Here is a 17653-nt window from a genome sequence, read left to right as displayed (position 1 = left end):
TAATCCGGTAAAGCCATTTTCCGACACAAGGACCGGTGGCTTCTTTTTCGAACAAGCAGGTAGATTTAGTGACTAGCCAGCTTCAACGTCTGGCACCTTATTGGGTCCTACTCCTTGTTTGCAATGAAACTGGTCTACAAAGCTATTTTATTCAACCTATTGGTATTTACCAGCCTGGGCAGTAAAGTCATTATCAAGAAGCCCGTTTTTCGGGCATTCTTACCCGTTACACTCAATCTCAGGGAAGAATTTCAGACGATTCATAGCTTTGGTGCATCCGATTGCTGGTCGGCTAAGTTTATTGGTACCTGGCAAAACGAAACGAAAAAGAATCAGATAGCTGACCTTCTCTTCAGTCTGGATACCCTGTTCAATGGTCAGCCTAAAGGCATAGGCCTCTCGCTCTGGCGAATGAACATTGGCGCCGGGAGTTATGAACAAAAAGACAGCAGTTTAATCACGGATGAGTGGCGCCGGGAAGCGTGCTTTCTAACACCTGACGGCCACTATGACTGGAGCAAACAAGCCGGAAGTCAGTGGTTTTTACAGGCCGCCCGCCGTCGGGGCGTTCCGTACACGCTGGGCTTCACCAACTCACCACCCGTACAGATGACGCGCAATGGCAAAGCGTTTTCGGCAGGAGGAAAAGCCTTCAACCTTAAACCAGCCTCGCTGTCGTCCTTCGCCGATTTTTTAGTGACAGTTGCCACTCATTTCAAGTTCGATTATATAAGCCCCATCAACGAACCACAGTGGGACTGGACCGCTGGAAAAAACGGGAAAGCTAATCAGGAAGGGTCGCCCGCCGAAAACAAAGACATTGCCGACGTAGCGCATGCTTTATCGACAAAACTGCTGACCAGCAAAGCCAAAACGACGGTTGTTACGGGCGAAGCGGGCCAGTTGAATTTCCTCTACGAAAAAGCGGAGAGCGGGCGAGGCAATCAACTCGACTATTTTTTTGCCGCTCCCCTTCCCAAGTTGCCCAACGTTGCGCCCATCTGGGCTTATCATAGCTATTTCACAACCTGTACCGACTCAACATTAGTAGCGATTCGCCAGAAGGCCGCCCAGCGTGCCAAAGCGGTTGGTAACCCGATGTTGTGGCAAAGTGAATTTGGCGTATTGGGCGATATTTGCGGCAATTACAACGGCAGTCCACGCCATACGGATATGTCATATGGCCTCTATGTGGCAAAAGTCATTCACAATGACCTGACCGTAGCCAATGTGACCTCGTGGCAGTGGTGGCTGGCCATCAATCCGTACAACTATAGCGATGGACTCGTATACATCAATGGCCCCGACGGCGGCTATAAACAGCATGACAACGCTCGGCAGGATGGACAGGTGCTGGACTCTAAACAGCTATGGGCGTTTGGCAACTATGCCCGTTTTGTCCGACCGGGCATGAAACGGGTTGGCGTTCGCCTTGGTGCAGCCAGCAATCCGGTAGCCGAAGCCAGCCAATGCATGGTGTCGGCTTATAAAGACCCCGTTCGAAAACGACTGGTACTCGTTTGCATCAACATGACGCCGAATGCGGTAACGCTACCCATTAGCGGTGTACGTATCAAGTATAATCGCTTTGCGAGTTACACCACAACGGCGGCTAAATCGCTGGCTAAAGCCATTGTTCCGGCCAACCAGATTCAGGCCGAGCCAACATCAGTTGTAACGCTGGTTGGCACGTATGAATAGGCTTGGGCATGGTCGAGCCATGTTTTATGTGCATAATACTCATGTCCGTTTCCACCTAGGGTAATCCCTAAAAAGTGATAAACTGCGAACAATTTGTAAAATTGTCCAGCAATTGTTATCATAAATAATGAATAGATTCAACTATTTTTGATCTGTTTTTTTGGCTTCTGTATACGGATATGATCAGAGCAGCCAGTTCACTCGTTTATGTTTTGCCGATCAAGCCCTGTTTTTGCCTAATCCAATAGAGTCCATGCTCGTTGGCGCTATTAAGTACCCTTATTCCTGCTTATCATTTGTTTTTATTTAACTATGCGACGCAACGTCTGTTGTTCTCTTCTTTGCCTGTTGCTCTGCGCCCTGGGTGCATCAGCGCAACCAAACCAAATACCCTACGCAACAATTAACCTTCAGAATCTGAACGACTTTAAGCCTGCCGGTGGCAATTGGAAAATCGTAGGTGATGTTTTTTATGACCTGGCTAAACCAGGAAAAGGCACCATAAAGTCGGGCACGGGCATTCTGGTCAATGACCCCTCGGGAAAAAGCAAAGACCATCTTTTTACGAAAATGGAACACGGCGACCTGGAGCTGGAACTCGATTTCATGCTGGAAAAAGGGTCGAATTCCGGAATCTACCTCGAAAGCCGTTATGAAGTTCAGTTGTTCGATAGCTGGGGCGCCAACGTACCAAAAGCAAGTGATTGCGGGGCAATTTATGAACGCTGGGACGATAGCCGCCCTGAGGGCCGAAAAGGATACGAAGGCCATCCACCGGCTCAGAATGTAAGTAAAGCGCCGGGCCTTTGGCAGCACTTGAGCATTGTCTTCAAAGCACCCCGATTCAATGAAAAAGGCGAAAAAATAGCGAATGCCCGCTTCCTGAAGGTAGTTTTGAACGGCGTAACCGTTCAGGAAAACGTCGAGGTACTAGGACCGACGCGCTCTGCCGCTTTCCAGGATGAGAAGCCAACCGGCTCACTCATGATTCAGGGTGATCATGGCCCGGTAGCCATTCGGGATATCCAATACAAGTCCTACGGAACCGAGCCCGTAACGCTCACGAAAATGAAGCTGAGTGCCTACGAAGGCAAGTTCGCATCGGTCAATGACTTCAGTTCGCTCACGCCCAAGCGGGAAATGGACATCAATATGCTGGCGCATTCGGCCCCCGGTAGCCGGGATAAGTTTGGCGGCAAAATTACCGGCGTCCTGCACATCCCCCGTTCGGGCCAGTACGCGCTGAACCTAAACCTGAACTGGATTCCGACTGAAACCAATCCTGCGAATCCAAATGGCGCTGGCGAGTTGACGATCGATAACAAACCCGTTCTGAGCATTAGTGGCAAAAATGGTGGCACAGCTTCAACGATGGTACAGTTGGATGCAGGTGATCATCCGGTTGTGCTGGCTTACTACAAAAACTTTGGTCTATGGTACGCCCGCCGAAATGACATTATTCTGGGTATTGAAGGCCCTGGCGTTCAATACACTACTCTGAATCAGGTGATTCGCGTCGAAGAGCCGGTCGGCGAGATTGCGGTGCTGGCCAAAACGGAACCGGTTATGCAACGTGGCTTTGTCAATCACCACGGCCAGAAACATACGCATACCATATCCGTCGGCGAACCAAGCCATGTAAATTACACCGTCGATTTACGGAAAGGTGAATTTCTGCAAATCTGGCGGGGCGACTTTCTGGAAACGACACCGATGTGGTACGGACGGGGAGAAACCCAGTTATCGGTTCCTTTAGGGAGTGTCATCGAACTGCCGGGCAAGCCTTCGCTAACGTACCTGGCCGACCAAAACGCTGTCTGGCCTGACTCCAACGCTACCTATAATAACATGGGGTACGATGTCGATGCCAAGGGTCGGCCCATTTTCAAATACACATTGGGTGCCTCGCAGGTACGCGAATCATTTGCTGCGGAAGAAGATGGACATAAGCTCACCCACTCGTTTGCGGTAATGCCTTCGTCGGGAGCATCCACTCCGGGAGCGTCCACTCCGGGAGCATCCACTCCGGTAGCGTCCACTCGGGGAGAAATCTGGTGCCGGGTGGCTGAAGGGAATGACATTACGGAATTGCCGAACGGACTGTATGCCGTTAATGACAAGCAGTATTTTATTGAGCTACCAGCTAAACAGAAACCCGTTATCCGTACGACAGCGCAAAAAACGAAAGAAATGCTGCTGCCTATAAAGTTAGCCAATGCCGCCGGTACAGTGACCTACTCGATTATCTGGTAACGCTCAACTTTCTGACCGAACTTTCTCATGAATATCAATCATCAGACCATATACCGTTTAGCCAGAACCGCCTTGTTGGCGTCTGGCCTTGCCTGCATCAGTCATTTATCGACTCAGGCGCAAATCCAGTCCAAGACTGGTTTACCCGTTAGTTCCAGCAGTAAGCAGCCTGCGCCCGCCCCTAAAGGACTGGCTAAAGTGGAAGCCGATCCCGAAAAAGAAGACGATTTTTACAAACTGATTTCGCTGCCCGTTCCCGAAGATATTATTCTGGAGGTTGGTGGTATGGTTACCTTACCGGATGGTAATCTGGCCGTTTGTACCCGCCGGGGCGAAGTCTGGATCGTATCGAATCCTTATGTAAGCGGCTCGATTCGGCCAACGTACAAACGGTTCGCTTATGGATTGCACGAGCCGCTGGGACTGGCCTATAAAGACGGCGATATCTACGTTACCCAGCGTAGCGAACTCACCCGCCTGCATGATGCCGATGGCGACGGTCGGGCCGACTCCTACGACAAAATTTATTCCTGGCCCCTGTCGGGCAATTACCACGAGTATTCGTATGGCCCAACGTTTCTGCCAAACGGCAATATGCTCGTAACACTAAACGTGGGCTGGAGCAATAGCCTCGGGCATGGTGTTAGTCTGGTCCCCTGGCGCGGCTGGACACTGGAAATTACCCCCGATGGAAAAATGACTCCGTTTGCCGCCGGGATGCGCTCTCCGGCTGGTTATGGCATGAACGCAGCCGGCGATTACTTCTACACCGAAAACCAGGGCGACTGGGTTGGATCGGGCCGTATCTCGCAGGTTGAAAAAGGAGATTTTCTGGGCAATGCCGAAAGTCTTAGGTGGACGGATATGCCGGGCTCACCCCTGAAAATCAAGCCTCAGGATGTTCCCAACACAGGTGAACCGCTGTACGATGTCTCCAAGAAGTTTACGGCGTTGAAGGCCCCTGCCGTTTGGTTACCCCACGGCATTCTGGGCATTTCAACATCCGGTCTCCTGACGGACAACACGAAAGGGAAATTCGGTCCGTTCGAGAATCAGTTGTTTGTGGGTGATCAGGGACAAAGCATTCTCTCGCGGGTCGATTTCGAGAAAGTAAAAGGCGTCTACCAGGGGGTTGTGTTTCCCTTCCGGGAGGGTTTCTCATCGGGTGTGTTACGCCTGGTTTGGGGCCATGATGCCTCCATGTTCGTGGGCATGACCAGTAGGGGCTGGTCATCGACGGGGAAAGAGCTTTACAGCCTTCAGCGAGTGGTCTGGACGGGCAAAATGCCTTTTGAGATGAAGACCATACACGCCATGCCAGATGGTTTCGAAATTGAATTCACAGAGCCGGTTGATGCGGAATTAGCGGCTGACCCCGCGTCTTACAAGGTAACGGGCTTCAACTACAAATACCACGCAACCTACGGAAGCCCGGTGATCAATCGGGGTGGTTGCCCCATTCGCGGCATCGTTGTGTCGAAAGATGGTCTGAAAGCTCGTCTGGTAGTCGACAGCCTGCGTCTGGGTTATATTCACGAAATCACCACGCCGGGTATTCGCTCAAAAGAGGGTCGTATATTGCTGCACAACGTTGGCTACTACACGCTCAACAATATTCCCGATGGCGAAAAACTGAGCATTGCCGCAACGACGCCTGCTCATGACCACTCGGCCATGATGACCGCATCGACATCCACGGCACCACCGGTAAGCACCCGGCCAACTGCGAAGAAAGTAACGTCGGCAAAATCAGCCACGGCCCCCAAAGCTACGGGTAGCACCATGGCCAAACGGGTAACCGATATGCCCTCGTCCTGGACTGAACCTGATTATACGATTAATATGGGCACAAAGCCAGGTCTGAAGTTTGCGCCGGAGCAGTTTCAGGTAAAAGCGGGCAGCAAAGTACGGGTCGTATTCAACAACGAAGATGACATGCTCCATAACTTCGTGGTCGTAGCCCCTGGCTCAGCCATTCAGGTGGGTGAACTAGCCATGAAACTTGGCCTGGAAGGACAGGAAAAGAATTACATTCCGCAGACAGACAAGGTATTGCACCATACCAATCTGCTCCAGCCCAACACCAACGAGTCCATTTACTTTATTGCGCCCGAAAAGCCCGGCGATTATATGTACGAATGCTCAGTGCCCGGCCATTTTTACGTAATGCAGGGCACCATGAAAGTCGTTAAGTAATTTCCTTTCCTGAGCCTGTAAGGTCTCCATTAGACCTTACAGGCTTCATTTTTATCTATTATGACGTGTTCGTTCAGGGGACTTGCTACCCTCTCGTTGAGCCTGTTGCTTACGGCTGGTAAACTGATTGCTCAACCAATTTCGGAGGCCATTCGGCTAAACCAGATCGGATTTTACCCCAACGGAGCCAAAATTGCCGTAGTGGTTGGTGAGGTACAGGGGCCTTTTCAGGTAGCGACCTCAGATATCAAGAAAGTAGTCTTCACCGGTACGCTAGGCAATGCCCGAACAAATGTCCTATCGGGAAAAACGACCCACTCAGCCGATTTCTCTACGCTGACCAAGCCGGGTACGTATGTGGTGATCATTCCCGGTCTGGGCCATTCCTACCCGTTTGAAATCCGTCAGGATGTTCACCGAAACCTGGCCATCGGCGCCATCAAAGGTTTCTATTATCAACGGACAGCCATTGACTTACCGGCTAAATATGCCGGACAGTGGGCGCGTCCCGCTGGCCACCCCGATACGCGGGTGCTGATTCATCCTTCAGCGGCCTCCGCGAATCGGCCGGCCGGAACGGTCATTTCATCGCCCAAAGGCTGGTACGATGCTGGTGATTACAACAAATACATCGTCAATTCCGGCATCACGATGGGCACCCTGCTCTCGCTTTGTGAGGACTTTCCCGATTACGTAAAGAAGTTAAACACGAACATTCCTGAAAGCACTAACACGGTGCCCGATGTGCTGGACGAAGTACTCTGGAATCTGCGCTGGATGCTGACCATGCAGGACCCGGCCGACGGTGGCGTTTACCACAAGTTGACCAACGCCAGTTTCGATGGGATGGTTATGCCGGATAAAGCGACTAAAGAGCGGTATGTCGTGGCCAAAAGCATTACGGCGACCCTCGACTTTGCCGCTGTGATGGCTCAGGCAAGCCGGGTTATTAAACCGTATAACAAAGAGCTTCCCGGCCTGGCCGATTCTTGTTTAGCGATGGCCGTAAAAGCCTGGGGCTGGGCCAAAGCGAACCCGACCATACTCTATAACCAACGGGCAATAAACGACAAGTACGATCCGGATATATCGACGGGAACGTATGAAGATCGCAGCGCCGATGATGAGTGGATGTGGGCCGCTGCCGAACTATACGCGACGACAAAAGACGACACTTACTACACAGCGGTCAATTTATTTCCGGACAACAAGACCCCGTTACCCTCCTGGCCGCAGGTTCGCACCCTGGCTTATTATACACTGGCCCGGACGGGGAACAGCCTGACGGCCCTTGGCAAAAAAGACCTGCCGAACGTGAAACAACAGCTTGTTACCATGGCTGATTCGCTCATCAAGGGGGCAGATCGCCAGGCATTTCAGACCGTAATGGGCAAATCGGCAAAAGATTTCATCTGGGGCAGCAGTTCCGAAGCCGCCAACCAGGGCATTGCGCTTCTTCAGGCATACCGGCTAACCGATTCGCCGAACCGCAACCAGTACCTCCGCTACGCCCTTGCTAATCTGGATTATTTACTGGGACGAAATGCCGTCGGCTACTCATTCGTGACGGGCTTCGGCGACAAATCGACCATGCATCCACACCACCGTCCGTCTGTAGCGGATGGCATCGAAGCCCCCGTGCCGGGTCTGCTTTCGGGCGGCACCAACGCGAACGCGGCCCGACAGGATAAATGTCCGGGGTACACGACAACCATCCCAGACGAAGTGTACCTCGACGCTGATTGCTCCTATGCCTCCAACGAAATTGCGATCAATTGGAACGCTCCACTCGTTTATCTGGCAGCCGCCCTCGAAGCCTTGCAGAGCAATCAAAAAACCAGTATAAATCGCTAACAGGCAAATAAGCATGTAGCCTTTCAAAAGCAGGCTCTGAAGCCCTGGTTCTAAGGCATCTTATAGACAATGGGGTCATCTTTAATAGAAGATGACCCCATTGTCTATAAGATGCCTTAGTTTATAAAAAACTCATTCCATCTACTTAAAAATCAGCACCCAACTAGCTAAGAAGTAAATCTATCCGATTTATTCCAGAATAAGTTGGATTCTCTACTGTTTTAATATAGATACCGTTTAATAAACAAATTTTTGGACTTAACTTGCCTGTGTGAATAGAGTAGTCGCTGGTCTATTCACATCTCCTAACTACTGTATCTACCTATACTTATTCCTACATGCTTCACGTTTCTAGCTGGAAAAACGGCCGGACAGATCGACTGTTTGCCCTCTGCGCAATCATGCTGGTTCTCTTGTGCGCAAGTTGGCAATCAGCCCTGGCCCAGACAACCTATTACGTCGCTAATTCAGGAAACGAAGCCAACAACGGCCGATCAGATGGCTCTCCGTTTCAGACCATTGCCAAAATCAATAGTTTATCTCTTCAGCCGGGCGACGCCATTCTGTTTCGGCGGGGCGATACATTCCGAGGAACATTATCCATTCGGCAATCAGGTACATCGAGTAACCCCATTGTGGTCGATGCGTATGGCTCGGGGAATAAGCCCATTCTTGCCGGCTCCGTTCCGGTCTCCAACTGGAACAATATCGGTAATAACGTTTGGCAGGCCGATTGTCCTTCGTGCGGCAGCCGGGTAACGGGATTGTATCGAAACGGCACTGTACTTCCGCTGGGCCGATATCCTAATCTCAGCGATGCTAACAAAGGCTACCTGACCGTTCAGTCGCATGGCGGTAAAACCCAGTTAACCAGTCAGCAGGGGTTGTCCCAGAACTGGACGGGCGGGGAAGCGGTCCTGCGGCCTACTCAGTGGATTCTGGACCGGGCCACCATCACCCAGCAGAACGGGAACACACTTTCACTGAACAATTCCAGCAGCTACGATCTGGCCGATGGCTGGGGGTTTTTCATTCAGAATCACCCGGCTACCCTGGATCAGGTTGGCGAGTGGTATTATGACTCGTCCAGCAAGAAGATTCGGTTGTTCGACAACCAGAACAACCCCAACAGCCAGCTCATCACGGCAACGGCTTTCAACGAAGGAATAAATCTGACGAACGTATCGGGCATTACGGTTCGGAATGTCAAGATTACGGAAACGCTGAGTACGGGACTGGCCGTTAACGGCGGCTCTAATTTCGTTTTCTCGGGCAACGACATTACAAACTCGGGCGAAGACGGTATTACCATCATTGGCTCTGGCAACAATGTCGTCGCGGAGAACAACCTGTTCGAAGACGCCAACAGCAGCGGGCTGTATATTGGCCCTTATCAGAATTTTACCTTTCGGGGAAATACGCTCCGGCGCATCGGCCTGATACCAGGCCGGGGGAAAAGTGGCGATGGCACCTATTCGGCCTTACAAGCGCTGTGTACGAGCAATACGCTGATCGAAAATAACGTCGTCGACAATGTGGGGTATAATGGTATTGCGGTGGTCACGAATGCGACGGTACGCTACAATCAGGTATCTAACTTCTGTTTGACCAAAAGCGACGGGGGCGGTATTTATTCCTGGAACGGAGCCCGCAGCAATGTGGGCGATCTCCACATCGTGTCGAACATCGTCTACAACGGCATTGGTGCGCCAGAAGGAACGCCGGGTGGGGCTTATTCAGGTGCCAACGGAATTTTCCTGGACGACTGCTCTCAGAATGTCGAAGTTGCCAGTAATACATCATTCGGATCGCGCGGAATGGGCATTTTTCTGCGGGGCGTATCCAGCATAACCGTGAATGGAAATACCAGCTTCAATAATACAGAAGAGCAGCTTAAGCTGGCCTATAACGGTGCCTGCGCCCTGCGGAACAATGTTGTTCAGAATAATATATTGTTCAGCAAATTACCTAACCAGGTTGTAGCCGCTTACGAATCGAATTCCAACGACCTGGCGAGTTATGGCCAGTTTGACTACAACTATTACATACGTCCATTCGAAGACCTGTTTAAAATCCGCACGGTCTACAATCCCGGCTCGGGACTAACGGGCTCGGATAATACCCTCACGACCTGGCAGGGTATGTATGGAAAAGATGCGCACTCGTCCAACAGCCCTGTAACCTACAGGAGCCAGGTCGTTAGCCAGACGGGAGCCAGCCTGCTCACCAATTCGTTCAACAGCAACACCGAAGGCTGGAGTGTATGGTCGCCAAATGGCAACGGCCGGGCCGACTGGGATAACTCGAACCGGCTCGACGGCGGGTCGCTTAAATTATCGTTTTCCAATGCGCAGGCCAACTCCTACCTGCTCGCTACGGTAAACATTGGCGCCGTTACGCGCGGCAAATCGTATCAGTTACTATTCGACGGAATAGCCACCGGAAGCAACAAACGCATTGAACTTTACCCACGCCAGTTATCCGGCAATTACAGCGATCTGGCCCCGCGTAGTGTTCAGTTGCTGGGCACGTCCCGGCAGCAATACGAAGCCGTTTTCACCGCGACGGCGGATGAATCGAACGCCATTCTGGTGTTTCAGGTAACCGGCGATGGACAAACCGCCTGGGTCGACAATATCCGGCTTAAAGAGGCAACGCTCTCCAGCCTTAATCCTGACGATTACATTAAGCTGGTGTACAATGCAACCGCACAGCCCCAGACAACATCGCTGAGCGGCTCATACCGGGACGCCAAAAACACTCAGTATACCAACCAGATAACGCTGCAAGCCTATACATCGGCGGTGCTGATGAAAGAAGTCAATGCAACGCCCCCCCCGTCCGTATCTTTGCGCGATCCGGAAAATCCGGGCAATGCCGTGACGGGCCTTGATTACCAGTATTATGAAGGCTCCTGGAATACCATTCCTGACTTCAACTCAATCAATCCCACAAAGACAGGCACGGTGTCCAGTGTTGATTTATCCGTTCGCAACCGCGACGAGCAGTTCGGTATTCGCTATAAAGGATACATCAGCGTACCCACCGATGGAACCTACACCTTCTATACGAACTCCGACGACGGCAGTAAACTCCTGATTGGTACCACCGAAGTTGTCAATAATGATGGACTTCATGGAGCTGTGGAAAAATCGGGCACCATCGGGTTGAAAGCCGGCAAGCATGCCCTAACGTTGCCCTTTCTTCAAGGCGGTGGCGGCCAAAGCTTTGTGGTCAGTTACGAAGGCCCCGGCATCAGCAAACAGACCATCCCAACGGCGGCCTTTTACCGGGTGCCCACGGCCACCACGCCGACCACACCAACGACGCCCACCGCCGGTAATGGCACCGGCCTTCTCGGCGAGTACTATAATAATGCAACCCTCAATGCTCCTACCGTACTCACCCGCACGGATGCAACCATCAACTTCGATTGGGGAACGGGCTCACCAGCATCCGGTGTCAATTCAGACAACTTTTCCATTCGCTGGACCGGGCAAGTGCAGGCACCCGCTACCGGAAATTACGTATTCACCACAACATCGGACGATGGGGTTCGGCTATGGGTAAACGGCGTAATGGTGATCAACAACTGGACCGGGCATGCGCCAACGAACAACGATGGCAATGGAATAACCCTCACAGCGGGCCAGCGCTACACCATCCAGATGGAGTATTATGACGGCGGGTCGGGTGCCGTGGCTAAACTTTTGTGGGCTTATCCGGGACAGGGGCAACAAGTAGTTCCTCAATCCTACTTATATCCAGCCACTGCAGCTACGACCAACCCAACGACGCCATCGACAGGAACCGCGATTTACTTGTCGGATCTAAACTGGGTAACCGCATCGAACGGCCATGGGCCTGTGGAGAAAGATCGTAGTAACGGCGAATCAGCTGCGGGCGATGGCGGAACGATCAAGCTGAACGGCGTAACATACGCCAAAGGGCTTGGCGTACACGCTCCTTCCGAAATCACCTATAATCTGAATGGCCAATACGCTCATTTCCTTACAGATATGGGAATAGACGACGAGATGACCAACGGCGGCTGCGGAACGGTGAACTTCCAGGTATATGTTGATAATGTGCTGGTTTACGACAGCGGCACGATGACACCCGCTTCGGCAACCAAGTCGATTGATCTGAATGTAACGGGCAAACAGACCTTAAAGCTGGTCGTTACCAACGGGGGCGATAACGTAACCTGCGATCATGCCGACTGGGCAGGGGCACGTTTGACCAGAACCAGTGGCGGACGGCTGGCCAGCCAGGAAACAAACGAGTATTCGCCAGTGCGTATATACCCAATTCCTGCCCGTGACGAGGTCAATATTCGTTACATTGCAGAGACCGATGGCGAAGTAAGTCTGCAATTGCTAACGGTATCGGCGCTGCCGGTGATTGACACCAGGCATCAGGTCACAGCGGGCGAAAACCTGCTAAAACTAGCGGTTGGTGAGCTAAGCCGTGGCTACTACCTACTCACACTCATTCAGGGAAATCAGCGGATTACCCGAAAAGTAATTCTATCCGAATAAGAAGGAAAAAGCAGTTACCCAGGAAAATCAACGATCGGGTACACGGATGAATTCCTACGAAAGGCCACGCTTCTGGTGTGGCTTTTCGCATTATTCAGTATGTTAGTATCCGTAAACCTGTTCCTCACTTCACTCGTTTTATGAAACCATTTTTTCCGGCCCTGCTCCTTCTGGCCTCATCTGCTTTGGCTCAACAACCGATTTCGGGTCGTACAGTAAACCACATACCTACCTATCAGCCACCGGCATTTATTGACCCCGACCGAGCAAAAAAACTGGAAGCTGCTTTTCCAATTGTCGAAAAACTATACAAAGACCTCGCAGAAAAACGCCACATACCCGGTATGGCCTTTGGTATTGTGGTCGATGGCAAGCTGGTTTATTCGGGTGGCTTCGGCTACACGAATCTGGCGGCTAAAACGCCAGCCACGCCCAAATCGCTGTTCCGGATCGCGTCGATGACCAAGAGCTTCACCACGATGGCGGTTCTTAAGCTCCGTGACGAAGGTAAACTCCGGCTCGATGACCCGGCTGAACAATATATTCCTGAGCTCAAATCACACAAATACCTCACCGCTGATGCGCCCCTGATTACCGTTCGTAACCTGATGACGCACTCGGCGGGTTTCCCCGAAGATAACCCCTGGGGCGACCGCCAGCTCGCCGACTCCGACGAGGACCTGACAAAGCTCATCAAAGGGGGCCTCTCGAATGCCAACGTGCCGGGTTTCGCCTACGAATACAGCAACCTGGCCTTTGCCATGCTGGGTCGAATCATTACCGTTGTCGCGAAAAAACCGTATCAGCAATACATTACGGAGAACATCCTGAAACCACTGGACATGAACGATACCCAATGGGAATACGCCAATGTTCCCGCCGACAAACTGGCACTGGGTTATCGCTGGCAGGATAATGGTTCAGGAACGGAACAATGGCTCGCCGAACCCTTATTACACGACGGCTCCCACGGTGCTATGGGTGGATTAATCACCTCCATCGACGATTTCAGCAAGTATGTGGCCCTGCACGAAGCCGCCTGGCCACCCAGCAATGCAATCGACAAGGGGCCAATAAAGCGAAGTTCGATCCGCGAGATGCAGCAGCCCTGGACCTTTGCGGGCCTTTCTGCACAGGCCAGAAATTCGGCGGGGCAACTGTGCCCGGTCACGAGTGGCTATGGCTATGGGCTACGCTGGAATAAGAACTGCATCGGACAGGTCGATGTGGGCCATAGCGGGGGGCTACCCGGCTTTGGCAGCCAGTGGCGTATTCTGCCCGACTATGGTATTGGGGTCATCGCGTACGGCAACCTGACGTATGCGGGCTTTGGCCCCGTCAACTCGGCGGTGCTCGATACACTGGTGGCCATCGGCAAACTTCATCCCCGCCAGCTTCCCGTATCCAGCATCCTGGCCCAGCGAAAAGCCGAGTTGCTTAAACTGCTCCCCGACTGGAAAAACGCCGAACAGAGCGGCATTTTTGCGGAGAACTTCTTCCCCGATAAGTCAGTAGCCATGCGCCGAAACGTGGTGCAGGCGTTGTATACCAAAGCGGGAACCATCAAAAGCGTGGGCGATTTAATTCCCGAGAATCAACTGCGCGGCCATTTCTTGCTGGAAGGCGACAAAGCCAACATGGATGTCTTCTTTACGCTGACGCCCGAAAATCCCGCCCTAATTCAGCAACTTGACTTTCGGGAGGTGCCTAAGTAGCGCGCAACACCGGTTCATTGGGTTGAATGAAGTAAGCGCTAAACCGACCCTCTATCAGCCCATCGCTTTAGCGGTGGGTTTGCAGAATAAAGCCGCATTCTCTCAACCATTTCAACGGTTTTGGCATCCGGCAAGTCGTTGAAACAGTTGAGAGAATGCGGGTAATGGCCGGCGGTTTCCCCAGTTGAAATCGGGGCTAATAAAAAATGATTCGGCGCTTAGCTAGTACAAACCTGTAAACCCGATGTTACAGAAATCCCAACAATACCACAAACCGTGACTACAATCAATCAGAAACACATATCGACCGCTACGGAGCAGGACATACCGGCATTGGTCAGTTTAGTGAATAGTGCTTACCGGGGCGACAGCTCCCGCAAAGGGTGGACGACTGAAGCCGATTTGCTGGATGGTGTGCGAACCAGCGACGAATCCTTACGGGAACTGTTTCAGAATCCGAATGCACTGATCCTGAAATATGAAGATGCGGGCCATCTGCTGGGCTGCGTGTATCTGGAAGCCAAAGAGAAAGACCTGTATCTGGGCATGTTGACCGTTTCGCCCGATGCGCAGACCAACGGCATTGGCAAGCAATTACTGACAGCGGCTGAGCAGCTTGCCATTGACCGGAAATATCGGGCGGTTACCATGACCGTCATCACGGTACGGCACGAGTTGATTGCCTGGTATGAACGGCGCGGCTATTATGCAACGGGCAACAAACAGCCCTTCCCCGACGATCCACGGTTTGGTATTAAAAAACAATCTCTGGAGTTTATGGTCATGGAAAAAATTCTTTAACTCCGGCAAGTGACAATCTACTGTCTGTTACAGCACTGGCAGTCAAGGCGCCTATTACGCGTCTATTTACCAAAAAGATGATTTTGGTAGCTATTGAATCCAAACCCTTTTTGCGTTTGCCAATTTAACTCTATAATTTCACCACAGTATAACGAATCACGATCTCCCAAGCCCTATGTCAGCTTCCAAACGCGTCCTGATTGCCGAAGATAGCTCTGTTATCCAGAATCTGGCCCGCAAAATTCTTGAGTTCCAGAATTATGACATCACCGCCGTAAAAAACGGAGAACAAGTGCTGCAAATTCTGGAAAAAGAAGACTTCAGTATTCTCCTCCTGGACATCAACATGCCGCTTATGGACGGGATGGAATGCGTTCGGCGGGTTAGGGCGCTACCCGAAAAAGAAAAGGCCAGTGTCCCCATCGTGGCGATTACCGGTAATGCTAAAAATTACACCGAAGAAGAATTCAAAACCGCTGGATTTAACGACGTATTGGTAAAACCTCTCAATTTCGACCGCCTGGTCGAAGTCGTTAATCAACTGACGGATAAATAAATGAGCGAACGAGCGACCGGGTGAACGAGCGAAAGTTAATGCGCCAGCCACTCGTTCGCTCGTTCACTCGGTCGCTCTTTATGCTGATCACGCTGCTCGGTACGGGAACATCGTCGGGGGTGCCGCTTATTGGCTGTACGTGCGAGGTATGCCGTTCGGTTGACTTTCGGGACAAACGACTCCGTACGTCCGTTCACCTGGCAATAGACGGCCGTAGTTTTGTCATTGATACGGGCCCTGATTTTCGCCAGCAGGTGCTTCGGCTTAACCTGATGCAGCTCGACGCAGTTCTGTTCACGCACGAGCACAAAGACCACACGGCTGGGCTGGATGAAATCCGGGCCTATAATTTTCGATCCGGCAACGACATTCCCATTTACGGGCGGCCCACGGTACTGGCGCAGTTACAACGCGAGTTCGCCTATGTCTTCGCTGAAAAAAAGTATCCCGGCACGCCCAGCGTCCAGCTGAACAGCCTGACCAATGAGCCATTCGACGTACTGGGCATTCAGTTCATACCCATTGAAGTGATGCACCATAAACTCCCCGTTTATGGATTTCGCGTGGGCGATTTCACCTACCTCACCGATCTGAACTATATTTCTGACGAGGAATTGACTAAAGTTTACGGTACGAAAGTACTGGTGCTTGATGCGCTTCAGCGAGAATCGCACATTTCCCATTTTACACTGGATCAGGCCATTGCCCTCGCCAATCGAGTCGACGCCGACCGGACATACTTTGTCCACATTAGCCATAAATTAGGTCTGCATCGGGAAGTAGAACAGGAACTGCCCCCCAATATCCGGTTGGGCTACGATGGGTTACAGATTACGCTATAGTCTGAGCCCGTCACGCAAAACCAATTCCGTCCACGCATCGTTACCCGTGTAGACTACAGTCATACGATGCCGACGCTCATAAAGCCTTCTCGCTCCTTTACGGATACCTTATTGGATCATTACCGACAGCAGGGCGATCCGGCTGCCGACGCGGTCATTGCCGCCGTTGTGGATGCCGAAGCGGCCCCTGGTTTAAGGGCATTGATGCAGTGGCTGGCCGATACAACTGACTTTTCGCTGGAAAAACAGCATCTGGCCGTGCAGGCCTTTTTTGCAGATCAGACGCAGATGCCAACCTGGGCGGATGCTGACCAAATGAAGCGAGGTATGGCCTTTTTCAGGAAACATGCCCAACAAATCGGGTTGACATTAGGCTTCTTTTCGCTGCCCTTCTCCTACCTCGGGGCCAACGGAGCGCAGGTGCTCTGGCTGACTGAACGGATCAAAAACGATACCACACGTCGATTGCAGGAAACCGGCGAATGGGTATTTGCGGTCAATAATCCAAAGGAATGGGCATCTGGAAAGGCGATTAGCCGAACGCAGAAAATTCGGCTGATTCATGCCGGAGCCCGTTGGTTTTCCCTGCACTCGAAACGCTGGGATATGGCCTGGGGTTACCCCGTCAATCAGGAAGACATGGCCGGAACCAACCTGGCTTTCTCGTATATCGTGCTGTTAGGTCTGCGAAAATTAAACGTTTCCATGACTGAGCAGGAAGAAGAAGATTACCTGCATCACATCAATGTAGTGGGCTATTTCAATGGCGTATCGGAAGAGCTCATGCCCCAGAATCTGCGCGAAGCGTATAACCTGGGCAACGCAATTGCCCGACGGCAGTTTGCGCCTTCCGAAGCGGGTGTGGGCCTGACTCGCTCGCTCCTGAACGCCGTAGCGGCTGGCATTGGCGCGGCTCAATCGTCGCCAACAGCCACGGGTCAGTCCAGAACCAGCAAACCTAACGCGCCAGGCTCTGAAACAATTCGGAACCTGGCAGCCGGTGAAATGCGTTTCTTTCTGGGCGACCAGTATGCCGATTGGCTCGGTATTCCCGATGCACCCGTTGAAAAGCGGTTAGCCGGATTGATAAACCGCCTGCCTATTTTTCCGAATAAACGTTAAGGTATACAGTTTACGGCATTCGACAGTCCGTCGCTACGGTTAGTTGACGCACAAATTTGCTGACACTAGTCC

At 51.9% G+C, this 17653-nt stretch carries 10 protein-coding genes; all 10 read left to right on the top strand.

The window, feature by feature from the left end:
- Nucleotides 1-123: 123 nt before the first annotated feature.
- The 10 genes from ACYVAM_RS24085 to ACYVAM_RS24040 all read left to right on the top strand — a co-directional run bounded on the left by ACYVAM_RS24085 (nucleotide 124) and on the right by ACYVAM_RS24040 (nucleotide 17581).
- The gene (locus tag ACYVAM_RS24085; protein ID WP_461071843.1) at nucleotides 124-1701 is read left to right on the top strand and encodes a glycoside hydrolase; all 1578 of its coding nucleotides are present in this window, start codon (nucleotides 124-126) and stop codon (nucleotides 1699-1701) included.
- Between the two features lie 312 nt (nucleotides 1702-2013).
- Nucleotides 2014-3954 (top strand): 3-keto-disaccharide hydrolase, encoded by a 1941-nt coding sequence (locus ACYVAM_RS24080; RefSeq protein WP_461071841.1) that lies wholly within the window; start codon nucleotides 2014-2016, stop codon nucleotides 3952-3954.
- 27 nt (nucleotides 3955-3981) lie between these two features.
- Nucleotides 3982-6150 carry a plastocyanin/azurin family copper-binding protein gene (locus tag ACYVAM_RS24075; protein ID WP_461071839.1) on the top strand — a complete coding sequence of 723 codons (2169 nt, stop codon included), beginning with the start codon at nucleotides 3982-3984 and terminating at the stop codon, nucleotides 6148-6150.
- Between the two features lie 60 nt (nucleotides 6151-6210).
- Nucleotides 6211-8004 (top strand): glycoside hydrolase family 9 protein, encoded by a 1794-nt coding sequence (locus ACYVAM_RS24070; protein WP_461071837.1) that lies wholly within the window; start codon nucleotides 6211-6213, stop codon nucleotides 8002-8004.
- Nucleotides 8005-8342: 338 nt separating this feature from the next.
- Nucleotides 8343-12545, top strand: a complete 4203-nt coding sequence (locus tag ACYVAM_RS24065) for an NPCBM/NEW2 domain-containing protein (protein ID WP_461071835.1) — start codon at nucleotides 8343-8345, stop codon at nucleotides 12543-12545.
- A gap of 140 nt (nucleotides 12546-12685) precedes the next feature.
- On the top strand, nucleotides 12686-14260 hold the full coding sequence (locus ACYVAM_RS24060) for a serine hydrolase domain-containing protein (protein WP_461071833.1): 1575 nt from the start codon (nucleotides 12686-12688) through the stop codon (nucleotides 14258-14260).
- Nucleotides 14261-14545: 285 nt separating this feature from the next.
- Nucleotides 14546-15061 (top strand): GNAT family N-acetyltransferase, encoded by a 516-nt coding sequence (locus ACYVAM_RS24055; protein ID WP_461072371.1) that lies wholly within the window; start codon nucleotides 14546-14548, stop codon nucleotides 15059-15061.
- Between the two features lie 175 nt (nucleotides 15062-15236).
- Entirely contained in the window at nucleotides 15237-15617 is a 381-nt protein-coding gene (locus ACYVAM_RS24050) for a response regulator (RefSeq protein ID WP_046575488.1), read from the top strand.
- 80 nt (nucleotides 15618-15697) lie between these two features.
- Nucleotides 15698-16459 carry an MBL fold metallo-hydrolase gene (locus ACYVAM_RS24045; RefSeq protein WP_461072369.1) on the top strand — a complete coding sequence of 254 codons (762 nt, stop codon included), beginning with the start codon at nucleotides 15698-15700 and terminating at the stop codon, nucleotides 16457-16459.
- A gap of 66 nt (nucleotides 16460-16525) precedes the next feature.
- Nucleotides 16526-17581, top strand: coding sequence for an oxygenase MpaB family protein (locus ACYVAM_RS24040; RefSeq protein ID WP_461071831.1), 1056 nt, complete (start codon nucleotides 16526-16528; stop codon nucleotides 17579-17581).
- Nucleotides 17582-17653: the final 72 nt, after the last annotated feature.

Source organism: Spirosoma horti (assembly GCF_054776595.1).
The sequence above is the reverse complement of the archived record's forward strand: the minus strand, read 5'-3'. Positions and strand labels throughout refer to the sequence as shown.

What these genes read in the sequence shown, in the direction of transcription:
- ACYVAM_RS24085 (WP_461071843.1), top strand. Translation starts at nt 124, where the DNA reads ATGAAACTGGTCTACAAAGCTATTTTATTCAACCTATTGGTATTTACC.
- ACYVAM_RS24080 (WP_461071841.1), top strand. Translation starts at nt 2,014, where the DNA reads ATGCGACGCAACGTCTGTTGTTCTCTTCTTTGCCTGTTGCTCTGCGCC.
- ACYVAM_RS24075 (WP_461071839.1), top strand. Translation starts at nt 3,982, where the DNA reads ATGAATATCAATCATCAGACCATATACCGTTTAGCCAGAACCGCCTTG.
- ACYVAM_RS24070 (WP_461071837.1), top strand. Translation starts at nt 6,211, where the DNA reads ATGACGTGTTCGTTCAGGGGACTTGCTACCCTCTCGTTGAGCCTGTTG.
- ACYVAM_RS24065 (WP_461071835.1), top strand. Translation starts at nt 8,343, where the DNA reads ATGCTTCACGTTTCTAGCTGGAAAAACGGCCGGACAGATCGACTGTTT.
- ACYVAM_RS24060 (WP_461071833.1), top strand. Translation starts at nt 12,686, where the DNA reads ATGAAACCATTTTTTCCGGCCCTGCTCCTTCTGGCCTCATCTGCTTTG.
- ACYVAM_RS24050 (WP_046575488.1), top strand. Translation starts at nt 15,237, where the DNA reads ATGTCAGCTTCCAAACGCGTCCTGATTGCCGAAGATAGCTCTGTTATC.
- ACYVAM_RS24045 (WP_461072369.1), top strand. Translation starts at nt 15,698, where the DNA reads ATGCTGATCACGCTGCTCGGTACGGGAACATCGTCGGGGGTGCCGCTT.
- ACYVAM_RS24040 (WP_461071831.1), top strand. Translation starts at nt 16,526, where the DNA reads ATGCCGACGCTCATAAAGCCTTCTCGCTCCTTTACGGATACCTTATTG.